Raw genomic sequence first — 18,375 nt, forward strand, 5'->3', positions numbered from 1 at the left:
TCGATGAGTTTGTTTGATTTGACGGGGAAAACAGCTGTCGTTACAGGTGCGGGACGCGGACTTGGAGAAGCGATCGCGCTTGGACTTGCCCAGGCGGGCGCAGATGTGGCGCTTGTCACGAACCGTACGCCAGCCGAGAAAACGGCGGATGCGGTGCGTGCGCTGGGACGAAAGGCCATTACGATCCAAGCGGATATTGCCGACCGCACCAAGCTTGCGGGTATCATTGAGCGTACGGTCGATGAGCTGGGACGCATCGACGTACTCGTCAATAACGCGGGCATTATCCGCCGGACCCCTGCCGCAGAGCATAGCTACGAGGATTGGCAGGATGTACTTGACGTTAACTTAAATTCGGTATTTCTCCTTTCGCAGCTGGCAGGCAAGCATATGATTGAGCAGGGCTCCGGCAAAATTATTAATATCGCTTCTATGCTCTCCTATCAAGGAGGCATTAACGTTCCTGGCTATACATCCAGCAAGCATGCGGTTGCCGGGCTTACCAAAGCGCTTGCGAGCGAGTGGGCTGGCAAGGGCTTGCAAGTAAACGCGATTGCGCCTGGCTATATGAGCACGGATAATACGGAAGCGCTTCGTGAGGATCCGGTTCGCAGCACGCAAATTTTGCAGCGCATTCCGGCAGGACGCTGGGGAACGTCTGAGGATTTGATCGGACCGGCCGTATTTTTGGCTTCCGCAGCCTCCGATTATATGAATGGCCATATATTGGCCGTTGACGGCGGTTGGTTAGTCAGGTAAATGCAAGAAGCCCGCGCCTCCATAGTAGAGTGCGGGCTTTTTCTTTCGAAATAGAGGCGTATATGGTTACAAATATTTTTGCTAACTTGACCGGGATGCAGAGACGATAACAGTAAGACAGCCCAGAACCGTGGTTACCTGTTCTGGACTGTCTTTTTTTGTTATGAAGACCGTTAATCCAAAGAGATGTAGGAGACAGCACGTTGACGCAAAACAGATTCTTCAAGATCGCTTTTGAACGGTGATAAATCGGATGCATGTGCCAGGACATGATTGACGGCTGAGGCGAATAGGTTGAGTATGCGTCCGTCCCGATCCGTCTTGTCATACTGAAAATGGTTTAGAGGCGGGAGAGGGACGCTGCCGATAAAGCTTTGAAGCAGGTCGCTCCATCGTTCCAAGTCAATCGCATCTTCAGTATCGCAGGCGAATAGCTCGCTCCAGCCGAAGCCTTGATTGCTTGTTAAACGCAGACATATGCGATGGCCTGCCGAGTCGACGGCGATAGCTGGAATGACGAATAGTTCGATTCGTGTGACGGATAAATAGGGAGATTGTTCGGTGAAAAAATACTGCTGTTTTGCACAATTTGTCAACATAAAAAAATCTCTCCTTTGTTCGCTTACGAGGTTAGCTGCCGGATTCGGGCTAGAGAGAATGCCCTACCAGGGTTACAAATCCCTGGATTCACCCCTTGCGAAACGTTATCGAACGTACGCGTTGGTTCCCCCGCTTTTTCATTCGAAAAATTCAGCGTTAATAATGTACTCTTTATTATAACCCTCAATCGCTTCGCTGTAAATCTTATGAAAAATTCAGCGATAATGGTTGGCGGTAATCGGCTTGCTATCTATAGTAAACCCGAATGGGGCGCTTGTAAAACAGTGGCTGAAAAACGGCTGAGGAAGAGCTAGGGTTATTTTCATAAATGTGAGTAAAACAAAGAAATAGTGAGATATATTGAGATTGATATGACTGTAAGCGTTGCGAAACGTTCTGCGGGTCTTAATTTAGCTAAATTAGCCAGCGGGTATCCTTTACAGCACTTATAGCAAGGAGTAAGATTCGATACAGGATTCATAAATAAGTTTCGATTTACTGATCGCTGAGTTTCCGCGAAGGCGGAAAGCGGGGGAACTAATAGATACGCTGTGCGCATATCCGATGTGAGAGTCGGACGTACGCAGAGCAGGGGTGAATCCTTGACAGGTACCATGGATACCGGTCAAGGTAGGGCGACTCTCACCGCCCGAATCCGACAGCTAACCTCGTAAGCGTGGATCTGGAGAGGAATGATGAAGCTTGTGATCGATTAACGTCGACCGCAGAGTGTCATAGGCCTCTGCGGTTTTTGCTGCCCGAAAACGGAGCGGCTAGTATGGAAAGCATGTAACACGCTGAGTCCTGCAGCAGCAGGAACGGGGGAACCAACGAAACGAAGCGCGCGTAAGCACGCTTTCGCTTCATGGGGTGAATCGCTTGGCAGCAGCCAAGCGTAGGGCAGCTCTCTAGGTCCGAATCCGGCAGCTAACCTCGTAAGCGCACTCGAGAGAGGCAACAACCATCGCGCTTCCTGCGGCTTTTTCAGCTGCGGGCAATAAGAAGCTGCGGGATTGGTTCCTCTGATCCCAAGGCTTCTTTTTTGTTGTCTTTTTTCATCATATGAAGGAGAAGCAGGTTGGCGGAAGAACGTTCGCAATCCGGTGAAGCCGGTTTTCTTTTTAAGCAATAAATAATGCAGGAGGGAATGCAATGCTGGATGTTTATATGATCGTCGCTTTATTGGCAAGCTTCGGTTTATTTTACGGGTTTTTGACTTGGTGCGGCAGCGTCATCGACCAAACGGGGGGCGAAAGCTAATGATTATCGTGATGGTAATGGCCTTATTTGTTTTCGTTTATCTCATATATGCCTTAATTCATCCGGAAAAGTTTTAGTGGAGGAGGATTACCTGCGATGGATATTTTACAAATGCTTATAGTCATTGCGATTCTGGTGCTGCTAGTCAAGCCGCTGGGCACTTATGTCTATCATGTGTTCTCGAATGAACACAACCGATTAGACAAGGTGTTCGGAGGCCCGGAGAGGCTAATTTATAAGCTTATTGGTCTAAAACGGAGAGAGGGCATGAGCTGGAAAATATACGCGCTCAGCTTTATCACAACGAATATCATTCTGGCAGCTTTCAGCTATTTGATTTTGCGCTTGCAAAACGTGCTTCCGTTTAATCCGAACGGGATGGGGAGCATGGAGCCAACGCTTACCTTTAATACGGTCATCAGCTTTATAACGAATACGAACCTGCAGCATTACAGCGGGGAAAGCGCCTTATCGTATTTCTCGCAAATGGCGGTCATTATGATGATGATGTTCACGTCAGCGGCCACGGGCTTCTCGGTTGCGATTGCATTCGTCCGCGGGATTACGAGCAAAGGGCAAACGATCGGGAACTTCTTCGAGGACTTTGTCAAAGCGCACACGAGAATCTTTCTTCCGGTCTCCTTTATTCTTATGCTTGTGCTCGTTGCTCTTCAGGTACCGCAAACGCTCGATCCGACTTTGACGGTTAAAACACTGGAGGGTGCCATGCAGCAAATTGCGATTGGTCCTGTCGCTTCGCTTGAATCGATTAAGCATTTGGGGACGAATGGCGGCGGATTTTTTGGAGTTAACTCGGCGCACCCCTTTGAGAATCCGAATCCGTTAACGAACGTGATTCAGATTTTATCGATGTGGGCGCTTCCGGCCGCACTGCCTTATACATTTGGATTATTCGCCAAAAACAAAAAACAAGGCTGGGTTGTGTTCACAGCCATGATGTGCCTGTTCCTCGTGTTCCTTAGCGCAGCCTACACATCGGAGAAAATGGGCAATCCGGCATTGAGCGCGCTAGGCATCGATGCTTCGCAAGGCAGCATGGAAGGCAAGGAAGTGAGGTTCGGGATCGCGCAATCCGCATTGTTCACAACGGTGACGGCCGCAGCGACGACCGGAACCGTTAACAATATGCACGATACGCTAACGCCTCTCGGCGGCTTGGTGCCGCTTGGAGAAATGATGCTGAATGTCGTATTCGGCGGCAAGGGAGCCGGACTCATCAATATGCTCATGTATGCGATATTGGCCGTGTTTATATGCGGGCTGATGGTCGGACGAACGCCGGAGTTTCTGGGGCGAAAAATCGAACCGCGTGAAATGAAGCTCATTGCGGTCGCCATACTTGCTCATCCCTTCATAATATTAGTGCCCACGGCTATCGCCTTTATGACGGATTTGGGCCATGGGGCGATAACGAATCCGGGCTATCATGGCATAAGCCAGGTACTGTATGAATTTACATCCTCGGCGGCGAACAATGGCTCCGGCTTTGAGGGATTAGGCGACAATACGCCATTCTGGAATATAAGCACTGGGCTTGTCATGCTGCTGGGCCGCTATATTTCGATGATTGCGATGCTGGCCGTTGCAGGGTCGCTTGTTCGCAAGCAGCCTGTCCCTGAGACGATCGGCACGTTCCGCACGGATAATGGGCTATTTACGGGATTATTAATCGGTACCGTGCTGTTAATCGGTGCCCTAACCTTTTTGCCGGTCATCGTACTTGGGCCGGTCGCAGAATATTTGACACTCCGCTAACGGATGAGGTGAACGATTTTGAGTAGACATAAGAAAAATAAGCTGCTGTCGGCAGATGCGGTAAAGCGCGCTGTGATCGATAGTTTTATTAAATTAAATCCGGCTGTCATGATGAAAAATCCGGTTATGTTCGTCGTTGAGGCGGGCACGGTTATCGTGCTGCTGATGGCTGTTTTTCCAGGATACTTTGATTCGCGGGAGCGGATCGGCTTTAATATTACCGTGTTTTTAATTTTATTGTTTACGCTGCTGTTCGCTAATTTTGCCGAAGCGATCGCGGAGGGAAGGGGCAAGGCTCAAGCGAATTCACTCAAAAAATCAAAGCAGGAAATGAGCGCGAATAAGCTGATAGGGGGCTCCATTACGGTCGTATCGTCAACTGAGCTCCGTAAAGGCGATATCGTTATCGTCTCGCAAGGCGAGATGATACCCGGTGACGGCGAAATCATTGAAGGATTGGCCTCGGTTGACGAATCGGCCATTACGGGGGAATCGGCTCCCGTCGTTAAAGAAGCGGGGGGCGACTTTAGCTCCGTAACGGGCGGAACAAGAGTTGTGAGCGACCAAATAAAGGTGCGAATGACGAGCGAGCCCGGCGAATCGTTCATTGACCGCATGATTACGCTCGTTGAAGGTGCCAAGCGTCAAAAGACGCCTAACGAAATTGCGCTGAATACACTGTTAACAAGCTTAACGATTATTTTCTTGATCGTCGTCGTAACTTTAGCACCTATCGCTAATTATTTGAACATCAAATTAGAAATACCGGTAATAATAGCGCTGCTTGTTTGTCTTATTCCGACGACGATCGGCGGTTTATTATCGGCAATCGGCATCGCGGGCATGGACCGGGTTACACAGTTTAACGTGCTGGCGATGTCCGGAAAGGCCGTTGAGGCGGCAGGCGACATTAATACGATGATTTTGGATAAAACAGGTACGATTACATTCGGCAACCGGATGGCAAGCGAGCTTGTTCCGGTTGAAGGCAGTAACATTCAGACGCTAGCGGGATGGGCGGCCATTAGCTCGCTTAAGGATGAAACGCCTGAAGGCAGATCCGTGCTCGAATGGATGAAGAAGCAAGGCATGAGCTACGACGCGGGGCTTGCCGAAGGCGGCGAATTCGTAGAGTTTAAGGCGGAGACGCGGATGAGCGGCATTGATCTGGCGGATGGCCGCCTTGTACGCAAGGGCTCGGTCGATGCAGTGCGGAAATGGGTAGCGGCGCAGGGCGGAGCAATTCCGTCCGATTTAGAGCAAATTTCGAATAAGATCGCTACACTGGGCGGAACGCCGCTCGCCGTAGCCGTTGATAACCAATTGTTTGGTGTCATCTATTTGAAGGATACCGTGAAGCCTGGCATGAAGGAAAGGTTCGAGCAGCTGCGCGGGATGGGAATCAAAACGATTATGTGCACGGGGGATAATCCGCTCACGGCAGCAACGATAGCGCGCGAAGCGGGCGTCGACGATTTTATTGCCGAGAGCAAGCCCGAGGATAAAATCGCCGTCATACGGCGCGAGCAGGCGGACGGGAAGATGGTTGCGATGACGGGAGACGGTACAAACGATGCGCCTGCGCTTGCGCAAGCGGACGTTGGTCTTGCGATGAACAGCGGGACGATTGCCGCCAAGGAAGCAGCCAACATGGTGGACCTCGACTCCGATCCGTCCAAAATCATTGAAGTCGTTGCCATCGGCAAGCAATTGCTTATGACGAGAGGCGCTCTGACTACCTTTAGTATCGCGAATGATATTGCCAAATATTTTGCCATCATTCCCGCTATGTTTATGCTCGCGATTCCGGAGATGGGCGTGCTCAATATTATGAAGCTGGGCTCTCCGCTCTCGGCTATTTTGTCGGCGCTTATTTTTAACGCCATCATTATACCGCTGCTCATCCCGCTTGCAATTAAAGGTGTGGCATACAAGCCGATGAGCGGTGCGAGGCTGCTTAGCCGCAACGTATTCATTTATGGACTAGGCGGCGTCCTCGTTCCTTTCATAGGGATCAAGCTTATCGATTTCGCCGTGCATTTATGGATTTAATAAGACGAATGATGAAAGAAGGCATGAGAAAATGAACGAGCAAATGAAAAGCAGTTCGCGCTTCCGGCTTTCAGCCCTATTGGTACCTTTACGCATAAGTATATTATTTATGATCCTCTGCGGCATTATTTATCCGCTGGCAAGCACGGGAGCAGCTCAGCTGCTGTTCCCTAAGCAAGCCAGTGGAAGCCTGCTTAAGGACAGCTCGGGAAAAGTGATAGGTTCAGAGCTAATCGGTCAAAGCTTCAGTGATCAAAAGTGGTTTCAAGGACGTGTATCCAGTATTGCATATCATGCTGCCAGCTCCGGCTCGAACAACTATGGGCCATCTAATCCGGCATTAATGGAGAGGACGGCAGCATCAATCGAGGCTTGGAAGACGAGTAATCCCGATGTTCCGGTTAATCAGCTGCCGATTGCATTGATTACGAACTCGGGCTCAGGGCTTGATCCGCACATCACTCCTCAATCGGCCGTTGTACAAATCGCCAGAATAAGCAAGCTTACCGGCGTGTCGGCTTCAGAGCTTGAGCAGCTGGTCAAAGCGCATACGGAAGGTCGTGACTTAGGGTTATTTGGCGACGAACGGGTAAATGTGCTGAAGCTGAACCTCGCTTTGTCCGCGATGCTGGGGGAATAGCCGAATGGCTCCGCTGAAAAGGAAAACGCCAGAGGAGCTGCTGCTCTCCATAGCTAAGCTGCATCAGGGTAGATTAAAAATATTAATCGGCGCGGTGAGCGGCTCCGGCAAAACCTATCATATGCTGCGAGAAGGATTGCAGCTGAAGCGTGATGGCATCGACGTTGTCCTCTGCGCGTTATCTACGCTCCAGAGCGCGGAAACGCTCGAGCAGGTCGAACCATTCGAGCGGGTGCCCAGCATCCATTGGTGGAAAGAGGGAGCCGAGCAGAAGGACCTGGATCCGGATGCTCTAGTGGAGCGAAACGCCGAGGTGGTTCTCATAGACGGGCTCGCCCATCGCAATCGCGAGGGCGCTCGGTTCAAGACGCGGCTTGAGGATGTGCAGTATCTTCTTGGCAAGGGCATAAGCGTCATTACGACGATTAACGTGTACGAGCTGGAGGGAGTGGATGAGGCTGCTTTCAAATGGACCGGCATTCGCCCCGCTTGCACCGTGCCTGCTAATACGCTTGAGCTTGCCGATGAGGTGAGGCTGATCGATGTTTCGCCCGAAACGATGCTAAAGCGGTTTAAAGAAGGGCAGCTCGGCGCACAGCCAGGTCCAGCCAGCGCGCTGCGCGGAAATCTGGCTGTGCTGCGGGAGCTGTCGCTGCGCCTTGTCGCCGAGGGTGTTAACGAATCGCTGGAGAAGCACCGGGAGGAGCTTGGACTTACCGGACCTTCCGGCGCGTCGGAGCGAATTCTTGTTACGGCACAGTATCATTGGAACGGGTCTTTATATGTTCGAAGAGGAGAGCAAATTGCGAGAAGACTTAATGGGGATATCGTAGTCGTCTCCTTCATTCATCCTCAAAAACAGTTGTCCAAGGAGGAGCTTGCCTTCAAAGCTTCCATTAAAAAGCTCACGATGAAGGTGGGAGGCACCTTCGAGGAGCTGCCGCTGCTTCGGCGCCGGAGATTGCCGCCCGCTCTTGTTCGTTATGCAGAGGAGCATCAGGTCACGCGCATTGTGATGGGACACTCCAAGCAGAGCAGATGGCAGCAGCTATGGCAAGGCTCGATTGCCGATAGCGTGCTACGCAAGCTCAAGCAGATCGATTTATTCCTTATGGCGGACCGTGCAGAGCATGAGGGCGAGCGGATTTTGCCGGTCAAGCAAAGAAGCGATTCGCAGAAGGCGTTGTTCCGCAGGTTCAGTCAAGCAGAGCGCGAGCAGCAAATGGAGTCGATTCGCAGAGGACATTTCAACCTTTACATCGGTGCAGCTCCCGGCGTTGGGAAAACATATACGATGCTGTCCGAAGCGAATATAATGCTCCGTAAAGGGATAGATGTCGTCATCGGATTAGTGGAAACGCATGGACGCCAGGATACAGAAAAGCAGATTGGCGAGCTGCCGATTATCGAGCGGCTTGCGATTCAGTATCACGGCGCAGCGCTGGAGGAAATGGATGTTGAAGCGATTATTCGAAGAAATCCGGATGTCGTGCTGGTCGATGAGCTGGCCCATACAAATGTGCCCGGGAGTATTAGAAAGAAGCGCTTTGAGGATGTCATTCATTTGCTTGAGAAGGGCATATCTGTCATTTCAACGATGAATGTGCAGCATATTGAAAGCTTGAACGACGCGATTGAGCAGGTAACCGGCGTTCGGGTAAGAGAAACGGTGCCGGATGCCATTATACGGCTAGCCGATCAGGTGGAGCTGATCGATGTGACGCCGCAAATGCTGCAGCAGCGCATGAGGGAGGGGAAAATTTATGCCAAGGACAAGGTGGAGCAAGCGCTTGGCGCCTTTTTTACGACCGGTAATTTAATTGCTTTGCGTGAGCTCGCCCTGCGCGAGCTTGCCGATGACGTTGATGAGCGGCTTGAGGCCTGGGATCGCAATCAGACGCTGCGCGGGCCTCTCCGCAGAAGAGAAGTCATCTTCGTCGGCGTCGATATTCACGCCGATGCAGAGCGGCTCATACGCCGCGGCTTCCGCATCGCGTACCGGCTGAAGGCTCAGTGGCATGTGCATTATGTGCAGCACGCAGCTTCTTGGACTGACGAATCAATAAACAAACGAGACGCATTAATGAAGCTGACGGAGAGGCTTGGCGGCGTGTTTGAAATGTCAAAAACGGAGAGCAGGAATCATATTGCAGGTACGCTGCTGACTGCTGCGGGCCGGGCAAAGGCAACGCAGCTGATCGTCGGGCAGTCGGGCCGCAAAGCGTGGCATTCCATGCTTCGAGGAAATATCGTACGCGAGCTGCTTCAAGCAGGCCGCCATATGGATGTGCTTATCGTAGCAAACCGGTTGACGGATAAGTGACATCCAGCTTTTGAGCGCAGAGACTAATAAAAGGGAATATCCCGCAAGCAGCTTTACATGCTTGCGGGATATTCCCTTTTGTTCGAGTCGGTCCGGTCCGGTCTGGTCATTCTTCTGTTATTGGCTCTACCTCTACCCAGTCCTGCGACCAGATTTGTATTTCCCTGATGATCGGCTCAAGTGCGCGGCCCTTCTCCGTCAATGAATATTCTATGCGAACAGGTATTTCGGGGTAAACATGCCTGTCGACAATACCTTCATTTTCTAAATCCTTGAATCTCTCAGACAGCAGTCTGCCGCTGATGGGGAGAGCGGACTGTACGGCGCAGAATCGCTGCGGGCCGGTCAAAAGCTGATATATGATTAGGCCGGTCCAACGTCTGCTAATGATGTCCATTCCCTTCTGGAAACGGGGACAAAGGTTAGATTGCTCCATGCGTATCACCTCTTTTTACTTCTATTAAGTATAACCTTAATATCTTATTTATACAAGCGAACCTGGATATTGTTAATTACTTGACTATCTTTAGTTATAAAATTATAATTAGTTACAAATAGTAAGTGATTTGAAGGAGGCACAACAATGAAGCCCTTATTTCTGGCACACGGATCACCGATGCTCGCCATCGAGCAAAATGAATATAGCAGGTTTCTTGAGCAAACAGGAGCGGGTTTGAAGCCGGATGCCATCGTTATCTTCACCGCGCACTGGGAGACCGAGGTCGTTACGATCTCGTCCAAGGATGACGAATACGAGACGATTTACGATTTTTACGGCTTCCCCGATGAACTGTACCAGGTTAAATATCCAGCCAAAGGTTCTACTAAGGCAGCTGCACTTGTCGGCCGGTTGCTGAAGGAGAGCGGCATACCGGCAGCCTATGATACGAACCGCGGACTCGATCACGGCTCATGGACGATGCTGAAGCATATGTTTCCAAAGGCGGACATTCCGGTTGTGCAGGTTTCCGTTAATCCTTACCGCTCTGCAGAGGAGCAGTACCGGATTGGCGAAGCGCTGCGCAGCCTAAGCTCGCTAAATATTTTGCTGATCGGCAGCGGCGTAACCGTCCATAATCTGAGGGCGGTAAAATGGGGACAACAGGAGCCGGAAAGCTGGGCCGTCGAATTTGATGAGTGGCTAATCGAAAAAATGAATAAGCAGGATTTAAATTCTCTATTTCAGTATGAACAGCTTGCTCCGCATGCTAAAATGGCAGTACCCCGCGCAGAGCACTTTGTTCCTTTATATATCGCGCTTGGAAGCGGCCAGGCAGAAGCGGCGCCTGAGGTCATTTATCGAAGCTACCAGTTCGGCACACTGAGCTATTTATCCTTGCAGTTTTAATCTTATAAACGTTAGAGAAGGTGAATAAGCATGATCAAACCAAATATCGCAGCCATTATTAAAGATAAATTAAAACGTACGCAAAGCGGAAGCGACGATATTTATGTCATCGGGCCGGTCAGGCTTCCTGTGGAGCTCGACGGCGAAACGAAGATGTTTCATTGGTATAGCTGGCTTAGCAAGGAGGCAGGCGAGGAGAAGTCTCCCGAGCAGCTGGTTGACGATTTGAATCGCTTCTCCTATGCGGATCTCCAGCAATCCAGCGTTCTCGTATACGGCGATTTCGAAAATAACGACGATGCGCTCATTCGGATGCACAGCATCTGCCATACGGGAGATATATTCGGAAGCGCAAGATGCGATTGCGGCTTCCAGCTGAAGCAATCGATGCGGATTATTACCGAGCACGGCTCGGGAGCATTATTTTATTTGGCGAACCATGAGGGCCGGGGTATCGGCTTGTTCAGTAAAGCGATCGCTTATTTGCTGCAGGAGGACGGCCTTGATACGGTTGACGCGAATACGGAGCTGGGCTTTGCGGATGATGCGCGCGATTACAGCGATGCCATCGCCGTGCTTAAGCTGCTGCGCGTTTTACCGGTGTCGATTATTACGAATAATCCGCGTAAAGTGGACGCGCTGCGCAAATCGGGCATGAATGTTGCCGGCAGAGTGCCGTTATGGGGCAACTCCTCCGTCTACAACGAGAAATACATTCAAACGAAAATGAATCGGTCAGGTCATTTCGGACAAGAGCCGCATATACTAGTTCAATAAAGGCGCGGCAGCCATTTATTCAGCGGAAACCGTTTCTTACGTGAATGCGTAGAAACGGTTTTTTTTGTCAAATCGACACTCTGCTTACGTATCGTCTGAATATTTATCCGATCACAATCCATTAGTAAGGAAAGGATGGATGATCGGTGCAAAACATTGGTTATAATAAACGACGAATCGAGAACCGGACGTAGATGCGAAAAAGCATCTAAATCAGCTATAAAACGACAAAATTATTTTGCGTTCCTCTTCTTTTTCAAGTATGATGAGAAAAAATGAACTCATGTTCACATTAAAGGAGTAACAACGCATGCAATCAAAAACAAGCCATTGTAAAATTGTTGACTGCACGATCCGCGATGGCGGACTCGTAAATAATTGGGATTTCAGTGTCGAATTCGTTCAGCATTTGTACCAAAGCTTGAACGAAGCCGGCGTCGATTATATGGAAATCGGCTACAAAAACTCGCCAAAGCTGCTTAAAGGCGCTGACAGTGCAGGCCCTTGGCGTTTCCTGAACGATGATTTCTTGAAAAAAGTCATTCCGAACAAAGGAAACACGAAGCTTTCCGCGCTTGTTGATATCGGCCGCGTCGATGAGAACGATATTTTGCCGCGCAGCGAGAGCCTTCTTGACCTGATCCGCGTTGCTTGCTACATCCAAGACGTAGACAAAGCGCTAGAGCTCGTTAAAGTATTCCACGATCGCGGCTACGAGACGACGCTGAACATTATGGCTCTTTCGAACGTGATGGAAAATCAGCTTATCGAAGCATTCGAGCTAATCAATGAAAGCGTAGTTGACGTTGTGTATATCGTTGACTCCTACGGCAGCTTGAAGCCAAGTGACGTAAGCTACCTGGTTGATAAGTTCCGTCACCACCTGCCGAACAAACGCCTTGGCGTTCACGCGCACAACAACCTGCAACTTGCTTTCGCTAACACATTGCTTGCGGCAGAAAACGGCGTTGAGCTGCTTGATGCTTCTGTATACGGTATGGGCCGCGCTGCCGGCAACTGCAACACGGAGTTGCTTGTATCTGAGCTTAAAAATTCGAAATACAGCATCCGTCCTGTTCTCGACATGATCGAGAAATTCATGATTCCGCTTCGCGAGAAGGAAGAATGGGGCTACATTATCCCTTACATGATTACGGGCATACTGGACGAGCACCCCCGCTCCGCGATGGCGCTGCGTGATTCCGCAGACAAAGACAAAGGCGTGGAGTTCTACGACCGCCTTACAACACCTGAGATCGCTCACAGCAAATAATAATACGATTAAAAAGCAGCTCCGATAAGTCGTGAAAATGACTTGTCGGAGCTGCTTTTTCTTTTGCTACGGACTATTGCTCAAACAGCTCGCCATCGCCTCGAACGGCGGCCGCTTGATGCGGCTCGTTTGGGTGGAAATACCCTTTCCCGCGAAAGGTTTGGCCGCTGCTTGCGATCGCAATAAGCTCAATCCCAATATCCTCGCTTCTGCCAAACCATGCGAGAAGCTCCCGGTCGCCTACGCCGTTTATATCGACGTACCACAGGCGATCTCCATATTCGGTGATTCGGACGAGCTCGGCGGATGTGAAGGATAGCTGTATCGTCTTCTGCTGATAGGTCATTTCAAAAGCGATGATTTCGAATGTTTCCAAGGGTGAAGTCCTCCTGTATACAAAGCTTAATGCAGCCGATTTTAGGACTCGCCGCATGTCTGTAAACGATTGTAATGGTACTGGCCTATTTATGCAACATTCACAAGCCTATATTCGTCAGATTAGGAAATACAAAGATGAGGGGCTGAAGGGATGAAAGTGGGTCATTCGTTAAAAAGGGCTACGAAACAAAGAAAAGGCCGGAGCTGGCTTGCAGCCGTTTGTCTTGCGATGCTGCTAATGCTAAGCGCGTGCTCTTCTTCAGAGAACGAAGCATCGAACAGCGGAAACCGGGATGCTGCAGACAGAGGAGACACGACTAGCGAAGCGGCAGAAAATAAAGAAATAAGCTCGGGCAGCGATGATCATGCTCCTATAAGTGAGGAGCCCGTAAAAGAGAAAGAAGGAGGCAAACGCAGCTATCAAAATCCGGACAAGGATGTACAAGCGGGACAATTGACGGCTGGCGAATGGGATGATCTTGCGGCTTGGGAGCGGTTTGGCAATTTGCTGAATACTGGGGAGGGCGACATCAGCAAGCGGGCCTGGCAGTTTTGGAATTTTCACAGGCTGGAGGTTGTCGTAACGGCTAACGGGAAAGCGGTGTCGGATGCGGGCGTAGAGCTGCTCGCCGGCAAGCAATCGATTTGGAAGGCGCGCACAAACACGGAGGGAAGAGCCTACGTTTATGCGGGGCTATTTGAAAGGGATACGGCAAATTTAGGCCAGTATACGGTTAAAGTACAGTCGGCGCAGGAAAGTAAAACGACTCAGCACCTGGAAATTCCGCAGCAGGGCAGCATCAAGGTCGATTTGGGCACAGGCGCTAAGCTTTCGGATCAGGTAGACATCATGTTTGTCGTCGATACGACCGGTTCCATGGAGGATGAGCTGAACTATTTGGAGGCAGAGCTGAAGGATGTTGTGAACCGGGTGTCCGATGAGCATGCGAATCAGCTTGGCATACGCATCAGCGCAAACTTTTACCGCGATAAGCATGACGATTACATCGTAAAGCCGTATCCGTTTACGACGGATATCAATAAAGTGACCGATCAGTTCAGTAAGCAAGAGGCGGAGGGTGGAGGCGACTTCCCGGAGGCAGTCGATCAAGCGCTGCGCAATGCTCTTCATGAGCATAAGTGGAGCAAGGAAGCGCGCGCGCGAATGCTGTTCCTCGTCCTGGATGCGCCGCCGCATGATGATAAGCAAATTATTGACGAGATGAAGCAGCTCACGGAGGATGCGGCGGAGCAGGGGATACGGATTATTCCGGTAGCTTCGAGCGGCGTCAGCGTGGAAACGGAATATTTGATGCGCTTTATGGCGATGGCGACAGGCGGCACTTATTTATTTCTGACCGACGATAGCGGCATCGGAAGCGGTCACTTAGAGCCGGCTGTTGGCGAGTACGAGGTTAAGCTGCTGAATGATTTGCTCGTTGAGGTCATCAATCGTTACGTGCAGGAGTAGACCGGCCAATTACGAAAGGGCAATCCCCCGGCAGCCGAAGCTGCTGGAAGGATTGCCCTTTATTTTGGCTATATAGCGAGTCTTGGCCTTTGCCGACCTGACGGCATCAGCCGTCTGCGCTTGTCAATAAAGCTTGCCTTGACGGTACAGCACGGTGGATAGCTTCATAACCGCGTGATTATAGCAATTATGGCGGAGCGGGAACGGATTTTCGAAGAAAGCTGGAAGGATGCTGATTAACGTTTTTTGCATTTTATCATACAGCATCTTATATACCTGCTCCTCGCTGAAAAATTGCGTTTCCCGTCCTTGCAGCCATTCGAAATAGGAGACGATCACGCCGCCTGCATTCGCCAGGATATCGGGTATGATGATCGTTCCCTTAGCGGTCAGCGCTTCGTCCGCTCCACCGGTGACAGGCGCGTTGGCGCCTTCGACAATGATGCGGGCTATTACACGCCCGGCATTGTCTTGGCGGATTTGCTCCTCAAGCGCGGCAAGGATCAGCACATCGACATCCAAATACAAGACATCCTCGCGGCCGAGAATTTGCGCCTTCAGCCCGAGCGCGGATAGAGCCGCTTCATCAGAGGGCAAATCCCCCTGATGCTGAGCGGCATATTCAAGCAAAGACGGAACCGATAGGCCGTCCGGATTGTAGAGCGTCACGTTCCGGTCGCTTACGGCGACCACTTTATTTTGTAAATAAGTGCATTTATAAGCTTCCATCGCAGCGACTGAGCCTACGTTGCCGAAGCCCTGCACCGCGATCGACAGCGGCTTGCCCGCATGCGCAAGCGCCGTTTGTACGAACGGATTCGTGCTGCCTGCAAGCCGGCTGCTTTGCGCTTTAAGGAAATCATGCAGCATATAGCGGAAGGTGAAATAGACGCCCTTGCCGGTTGCTTCCCTGCGGCCCAGCGAACCGCCGTTGATGACGCTTTTGCCCGTGAAGCTACCGAGGTAAGGCTGACCGGGATGAATGCTCTTGTATTCTGCCATCATCCAGTCCATCTCGCGTTCGCCGGTTCCCATATCGGGAGCGGGAATGTCCTTGTCCGGACCGAGCACGTCGCTGAAGTATTGCACGTATTTTTTGCAAATGAGGTAGAGCTCTTTCGTTGAATAGGAGCGCGGGTTAATGACGACACCGCCTTTGCCGCCGCCAAACGGAACCTCGTGCAGGGCGTTTTTGAGTGTCATTAGCGCTGCAAGATTCGTTACTTCGTCCTCGCTTACCGATTCGTGGAAACGGATGCCGCCTTTGTAAGGCCCCAGCGTATCGTTGTGCTGGATACGATAGGCCGGAATACGCACGACGTTGCCGTTATCAACCGTTATACGCAAAAAGGCTTTATGTACTTTGTTAGGTGTGGATAAAATAGCGGCAAGCGAAAGAAAGGCTTGCTCGCGTGACTGGTTTTGCAAATTCGGTAAAAAAGCGGGGTCACCCATTAAAGCATTTAAGGACTGCTGCACGATAGCTCCTGTTTGGCTTGCCATAACTAAACGACCTCCTTTGAGTCTTGAAATGAGATGCTTTCAAAGCGAAACGTTATTGCGTAAATAGCTAACGCGTGAAATGCTTGCAATAGAACCTAACTGTAACTGTAACATATTGGAACGTGTAAGCCAAAATAAGCGGTTATGTTGCTCTATGGGGTTGAAAGAGCTCGTTGGCTGGTGGTTGGAGGGGAGGGGGATAGAGTAAGAAATTTTCTCAATTTCTGCTGTTTGGGTTAGCTGGAGGCAAATAGAGAATATAATTTTCTCTAATTCATCAGAAACGGCTCGTTAAAGGGCTTAGATTTAATTTTGAGAGATATAGAGAAATAAACTTTCTCTATTGTTGCTGTATGGGGTTATTAGGAGAATATAGAGAAAAAATTTTCCTCTATTTCGTCAGAAGCAGTTTGCTGGCATCCATACCAAAAACGTCATCGAGCTAAAAAACTTTTCATTAAAGGGACGAACCGTTTGAACGTGCTAACTGGAATTTCTCCTGTTAATGATGCTCTTTGATGCTCTTTTGACTAATTAACTGGAAAACCTCCCGTAAATTCCATCGCATGCGCACAATGCCCGAGAAAACGCTGGAATTAGCGGGAGATTTTCCATGTAGATGCAGCTCTGGTAAGCAATACGTCCATTTAGCAGGAGGATTTCCTGTTAAGTTTGCTAGAGCATTGTTTGATCCCCTTTGTTCTAAAAGGATGGCTGCTGTGTCGAAAAGTGCGCAACCGGCAGAAACTGGCTCTCTACATCATCCGGCGGTTAACGAGAGCAAAATAAACAAAAACCAGTCTAACACCTTACCCGGTGCTTTGACTGGTTTTCATTTTAAACGCTAGGTCAATTTAAGCAGCAGCGAGCCGTGAGGCGGCAGCTTGAACGACAGCTCGTTCAAGACTCCGAGGTCCTCGCGTGTCCAAAGGCTGCGCGCATGCGGAGCATCAGTTAAGCCCAGCTGCGCAAGCGTGACCGTAACCGTATCCTCCTGCTCTCCGGCATTAAACAAGGCAGCATACAGCGTGCCTTCTTCGTCCCGAGACGTCCATACGATACGCTCCTGCTCACGGTAAAGCTGGCGGGCGCCGCTGCCGCTGCGATGCAGGGCAAGCACCTCATCGTTAGTGAGCAATGACAGCGTCCATTCGTCATTGTCGCGCATTTCGCCGCCAAACATAAGCGGCGAGCGGAAAATCGCCCATAGCGACATCATCGTCAGCTGCTCGTCCCGCGTAAATCTTGTCCAGCGGTCGTTTCCTCCGCCATCGACGGAACGGATGCCCAGGTGACCGAGCGGCAGCATGTCGCAATCCGGCCATGCTCCTTCCGCAACATGCGGCGCCCACTTCTCGCAGCGCTCGAACATCTCGTACAGCAGATGCCACAGATCCCAATAATCATCGGTCATCCGCCACATGTTCGCATGCTCCGTGAGCGCCTCCGCATGCTCCAGAGGAGCCGGTCCGGGCGAGAGGCTGAGCACCATCGGTCTGCCGCATTGCGCGATTGCGTTCTGGATCAATTTGATCTCGTTCAAATGAATGCCGTACAGTCTGGATGCGGCGATATCATCCACTTTGACGAAGTCCACTCCCCATGACGCGTACAGGTCGAACAAGGAGTTGTAATATTGCTGCGCGCCGTCCTTGGACGCATCGACGCCATACATGTCCGTATTCCATGGGCAAATCGAGTTCGGATGTGCGATCGAGCGGGCGGTCGCATTCGAGCCGAGTATTTTGGTATCGGCATGAACGGCTTGACGCGGAATGCCCCGCATAATATGAATACCGAATTTTAGTCCAAGGGAATGCACGTAATCCGCAAGCTGCTTAAATCCATTGCCGCCGGCAGCGGATGGAAAACGGTTAGCTGCAGGCTGCAAGCGGGAGTACTCATCCATTTCAAGCGGCACGAATGGGCGGTATTGCGAAGAATCTGCGCCTGGCTCATACCACTGGATATCCACAACGACGTATTCCCAGCCATATGCCTTCAAATGCTCGGCCATATATTCCGCGTTGCCGCGAACCTCGTCCTCGCGGACGCTGGCGCCGTAGCAATCCCAGCTGTTCCACCCCATCGGCGGAGTCAGGGCGTATTGATGATGCTTAGAAGCTTTAGTCATTATATTTCGTCCTCTCTTATCGTAATATTGCTCTATGCGATAATCTTAAAACGAAACGGTAGTCAGTGACTAGCACAATTT

Annotated in this window: 15 protein-coding genes and 3 riboswitches; of the genes, 10 read left to right on the plus strand and 5 right to left on the minus strand. The window is 50.6% G+C overall.

Features of this window, described 5'->3' with window-relative positions:
• Nucleotides 1–3: 3 nt before the first annotated feature.
• The gene (gene kduD, locus ASG81_RS16625) at nt 4–759 is read left to right on the plus strand and encodes a 2-dehydro-3-deoxy-D-gluconate 5-dehydrogenase KduD (protein WP_056636446.1); all 756 of its coding nucleotides are present in this window, start codon (nt 4–6) and stop codon (nt 757–759) included.
• A gap of 173 nt (nt 760–932) precedes the next feature.
• Here the strand turns inward: kduD and ASG81_RS16630 are convergent, their stop codons facing one another.
• Nucleotides 933–1,358, minus strand: coding sequence for a hypothetical protein (locus ASG81_RS16630; protein WP_056636448.1), 426 nt, complete (start codon nt 1,356–1,358; stop codon nt 933–935).
• Between the two features lie 5 nt (nt 1,359–1,363).
• Nucleotides 1,364–1,525, minus strand: a riboswitch (cyclic di-AMP (ydaO/yuaA leader).
• 327 nt (nt 1,526–1,852) lie between these two features.
• Nucleotides 1,853–2,051: riboswitch (cyclic di-AMP (ydaO/yuaA leader) on the plus strand.
• 93 nt (nt 2,052–2,144) lie between these two features.
• Nucleotides 2,145–2,316: riboswitch (cyclic di-AMP (ydaO/yuaA leader) on the plus strand.
• Between the two features lie 314 nt (nt 2,317–2,630).
• Here ASG81_RS16630 and kdpF point away from each other — a divergent pair.
• Genes kdpF through ASG81_RS16650 form a run of 5 tightly spaced genes read left to right on the plus strand, consistent with a single transcriptional unit; the run spans nt 2,631 to nt 9,410 of the window.
• Nucleotides 2,631–2,696, plus strand: coding sequence for a K(+)-transporting ATPase subunit F (gene kdpF, locus ASG81_RS34015; RefSeq protein ID WP_442952896.1), 66 nt, complete (start codon nt 2,631–2,633; stop codon nt 2,694–2,696).
• A gap of 19 nt (nt 2,697–2,715) precedes the next feature.
• A complete protein-coding gene (gene kdpA, locus ASG81_RS16635; RefSeq protein ID WP_056636450.1) occupies nt 2,716–4,395 on the plus strand; it encodes a potassium-transporting ATPase subunit KdpA in 1,680 nt (559 codons plus the stop codon).
• A gap of 18 nt (nt 4,396–4,413) precedes the next feature.
• On the plus strand, nt 4,414–6,447 hold the full coding sequence (gene kdpB, locus ASG81_RS16640) for a potassium-transporting ATPase subunit KdpB (protein ID WP_056636452.1): 2,034 nt from the start codon (nt 4,414–4,416) through the stop codon (nt 6,445–6,447).
• 31 nt (nt 6,448–6,478) lie between these two features.
• Entirely contained in the window at nt 6,479–7,087 is a 609-nt protein-coding gene (gene kdpC / locus ASG81_RS16645; protein ID WP_056636455.1) for a potassium-transporting ATPase subunit KdpC, read from the plus strand.
• A gap of 4 nt (nt 7,088–7,091) precedes the next feature.
• Nucleotides 7,092–9,410 (plus strand): universal stress protein, encoded by a 2,319-nt coding sequence (locus ASG81_RS16650; protein ID WP_056636457.1) that lies wholly within the window; start codon nt 7,092–7,094, stop codon nt 9,408–9,410.
• A 106-nt stretch (nt 9,411–9,516) separates the two neighbouring features.
• Here ASG81_RS16650 and ASG81_RS16655 read toward each other — a convergent pair whose 3' ends face one another.
• Nucleotides 9,517–9,846 (minus strand): winged helix-turn-helix transcriptional regulator, encoded by a 330-nt coding sequence (locus ASG81_RS16655; RefSeq protein ID WP_056636459.1) that lies wholly within the window; start codon nt 9,844–9,846, stop codon nt 9,517–9,519.
• 147 nt (nt 9,847–9,993) lie between these two features.
• Here ASG81_RS16655 and ASG81_RS16660 point away from each other — a divergent pair, with 147 nt between their 5' ends.
• The 3 genes from ASG81_RS16660 (at nt 9,994) to ASG81_RS16670 (ending at nt 12,808) form a co-directional block, all read left to right on the plus strand.
• On the plus strand, nt 9,994–10,758 hold the full coding sequence (locus ASG81_RS16660; protein WP_056636461.1) for a DODA-type extradiol aromatic ring-opening family dioxygenase: 765 nt from the start codon (nt 9,994–9,996) through the stop codon (nt 10,756–10,758).
• 30 nt (nt 10,759–10,788) lie between these two features.
• A complete protein-coding gene (locus ASG81_RS16665) occupies nt 10,789–11,535 on the plus strand; it encodes a GTP cyclohydrolase II (RefSeq protein WP_056636463.1) in 747 nt (248 codons plus the stop codon).
• Nucleotides 11,536–11,845: 310 nt separating this feature from the next.
• Nucleotides 11,846–12,808: an aldolase catalytic domain-containing protein gene (locus ASG81_RS16670; RefSeq protein WP_056636465.1), complete on the plus strand. Its 963-nt coding sequence runs from the start codon at nt 11,846–11,848 to the stop codon at nt 12,806–12,808.
• Between the two features lie 73 nt (nt 12,809–12,881).
• Here the strand turns inward: ASG81_RS16670 and ASG81_RS16675 are convergent, their stop codons facing one another.
• On the minus strand, nt 12,882–13,184 hold the full coding sequence (locus ASG81_RS16675) for a hypothetical protein (RefSeq protein WP_056636466.1): 303 nt from the start codon (nt 13,182–13,184) through the stop codon (nt 12,882–12,884).
• A gap of 153 nt (nt 13,185–13,337) precedes the next feature.
• On the opposite strand from ASG81_RS16675, the gene ASG81_RS16680 reads away from it, so the two are divergent.
• Entirely contained in the window at nt 13,338–14,657 is a 1,320-nt protein-coding gene (locus tag ASG81_RS16680) for a VWA domain-containing protein (RefSeq protein WP_056636469.1), read from the plus strand.
• A 123-nt stretch (nt 14,658–14,780) separates the two neighbouring features.
• On the opposite strand, the gene ASG81_RS16685 is transcribed toward ASG81_RS16680, so the two are convergent.
• Together ASG81_RS16685 and ASG81_RS16690 are read right to left on the minus strand one after the other, a co-directional pair.
• The gene (locus ASG81_RS16685; protein ID WP_056636471.1) at nt 14,781–16,160 is read right to left on the minus strand and encodes a Glu/Leu/Phe/Val family dehydrogenase; all 1,380 of its coding nucleotides are present in this window, start codon (nt 16,158–16,160) and stop codon (nt 14,781–14,783) included.
• Between the two features lie 844 nt (nt 16,161–17,004).
• Nucleotides 17,005–18,294 carry a glycoside hydrolase family 27 protein gene (locus tag ASG81_RS16690; protein ID WP_056636473.1) on the minus strand — a complete coding sequence of 430 codons (1,290 nt, stop codon included), beginning with the start codon at nt 18,292–18,294 and terminating at the stop codon, nt 17,005–17,007.
• Nucleotides 18,295–18,375 lie beyond the last annotated feature (81 nt).

This window comes from Paenibacillus sp. Soil522, assembly GCF_001428245.1.
In the GTDB taxonomy this organism is placed as follows: domain Bacteria; phylum Bacillota; class Bacilli; order Paenibacillales; family Paenibacillaceae; genus Pristimantibacillus.

What these genes read in the sequence shown, in the direction of transcription:
- ASG81_RS16685 (WP_056636471.1), bottom strand. Translation starts at nt 16,160, where the DNA reads ATGGCAAGCCAAACAGGAGCTATCGTGCAGCAGTCCTTAAATGCTTTA.
- kdpA (WP_056636450.1), top strand. Translation starts at nt 2,716, where the DNA reads ATGGATATTTTACAAATGCTTATAGTCATTGCGATTCTGGTGCTGCTA.
- ASG81_RS16670 (WP_056636465.1), top strand. Translation starts at nt 11,846, where the DNA reads ATGCAATCAAAAACAAGCCATTGTAAAATTGTTGACTGCACGATCCGC.
- ASG81_RS16655 (WP_056636459.1), bottom strand. Translation starts at nt 9,846, where the DNA reads ATGGAGCAATCTAACCTTTGTCCCCGTTTCCAGAAGGGAATGGACATC.
- ASG81_RS16660 (WP_056636461.1), top strand. Translation starts at nt 9,994, where the DNA reads ATGAAGCCCTTATTTCTGGCACACGGATCACCGATGCTCGCCATCGAG.
- ASG81_RS16680 (WP_056636469.1), top strand. Translation starts at nt 13,338, where the DNA reads ATGAAAGTGGGTCATTCGTTAAAAAGGGCTACGAAACAAAGAAAAGGC.
- ASG81_RS16690 (WP_056636473.1), bottom strand. Translation starts at nt 18,294, where the DNA reads ATGACTAAAGCTTCTAAGCATCATCAATACGCCCTGACTCCGCCGATG.
- ASG81_RS16665 (WP_056636463.1), top strand. Translation starts at nt 10,789, where the DNA reads ATGATCAAACCAAATATCGCAGCCATTATTAAAGATAAATTAAAACGT.
- ASG81_RS16630 (WP_056636448.1), bottom strand. Translation starts at nt 1,358, where the DNA reads ATGTTGACAAATTGTGCAAAACAGCAGTATTTTTTCACCGAACAATCT.
- kdpC (WP_056636455.1), top strand. Translation starts at nt 6,479, where the DNA reads ATGAACGAGCAAATGAAAAGCAGTTCGCGCTTCCGGCTTTCAGCCCTA.
- kduD (WP_056636446.1), top strand. Translation starts at nt 4, where the DNA reads ATGAGTTTGTTTGATTTGACGGGGAAAACAGCTGTCGTTACAGGTGCG.
- ASG81_RS16650 (WP_056636457.1), top strand. Translation starts at nt 7,092, where the DNA reads ATGGCTCCGCTGAAAAGGAAAACGCCAGAGGAGCTGCTGCTCTCCATA.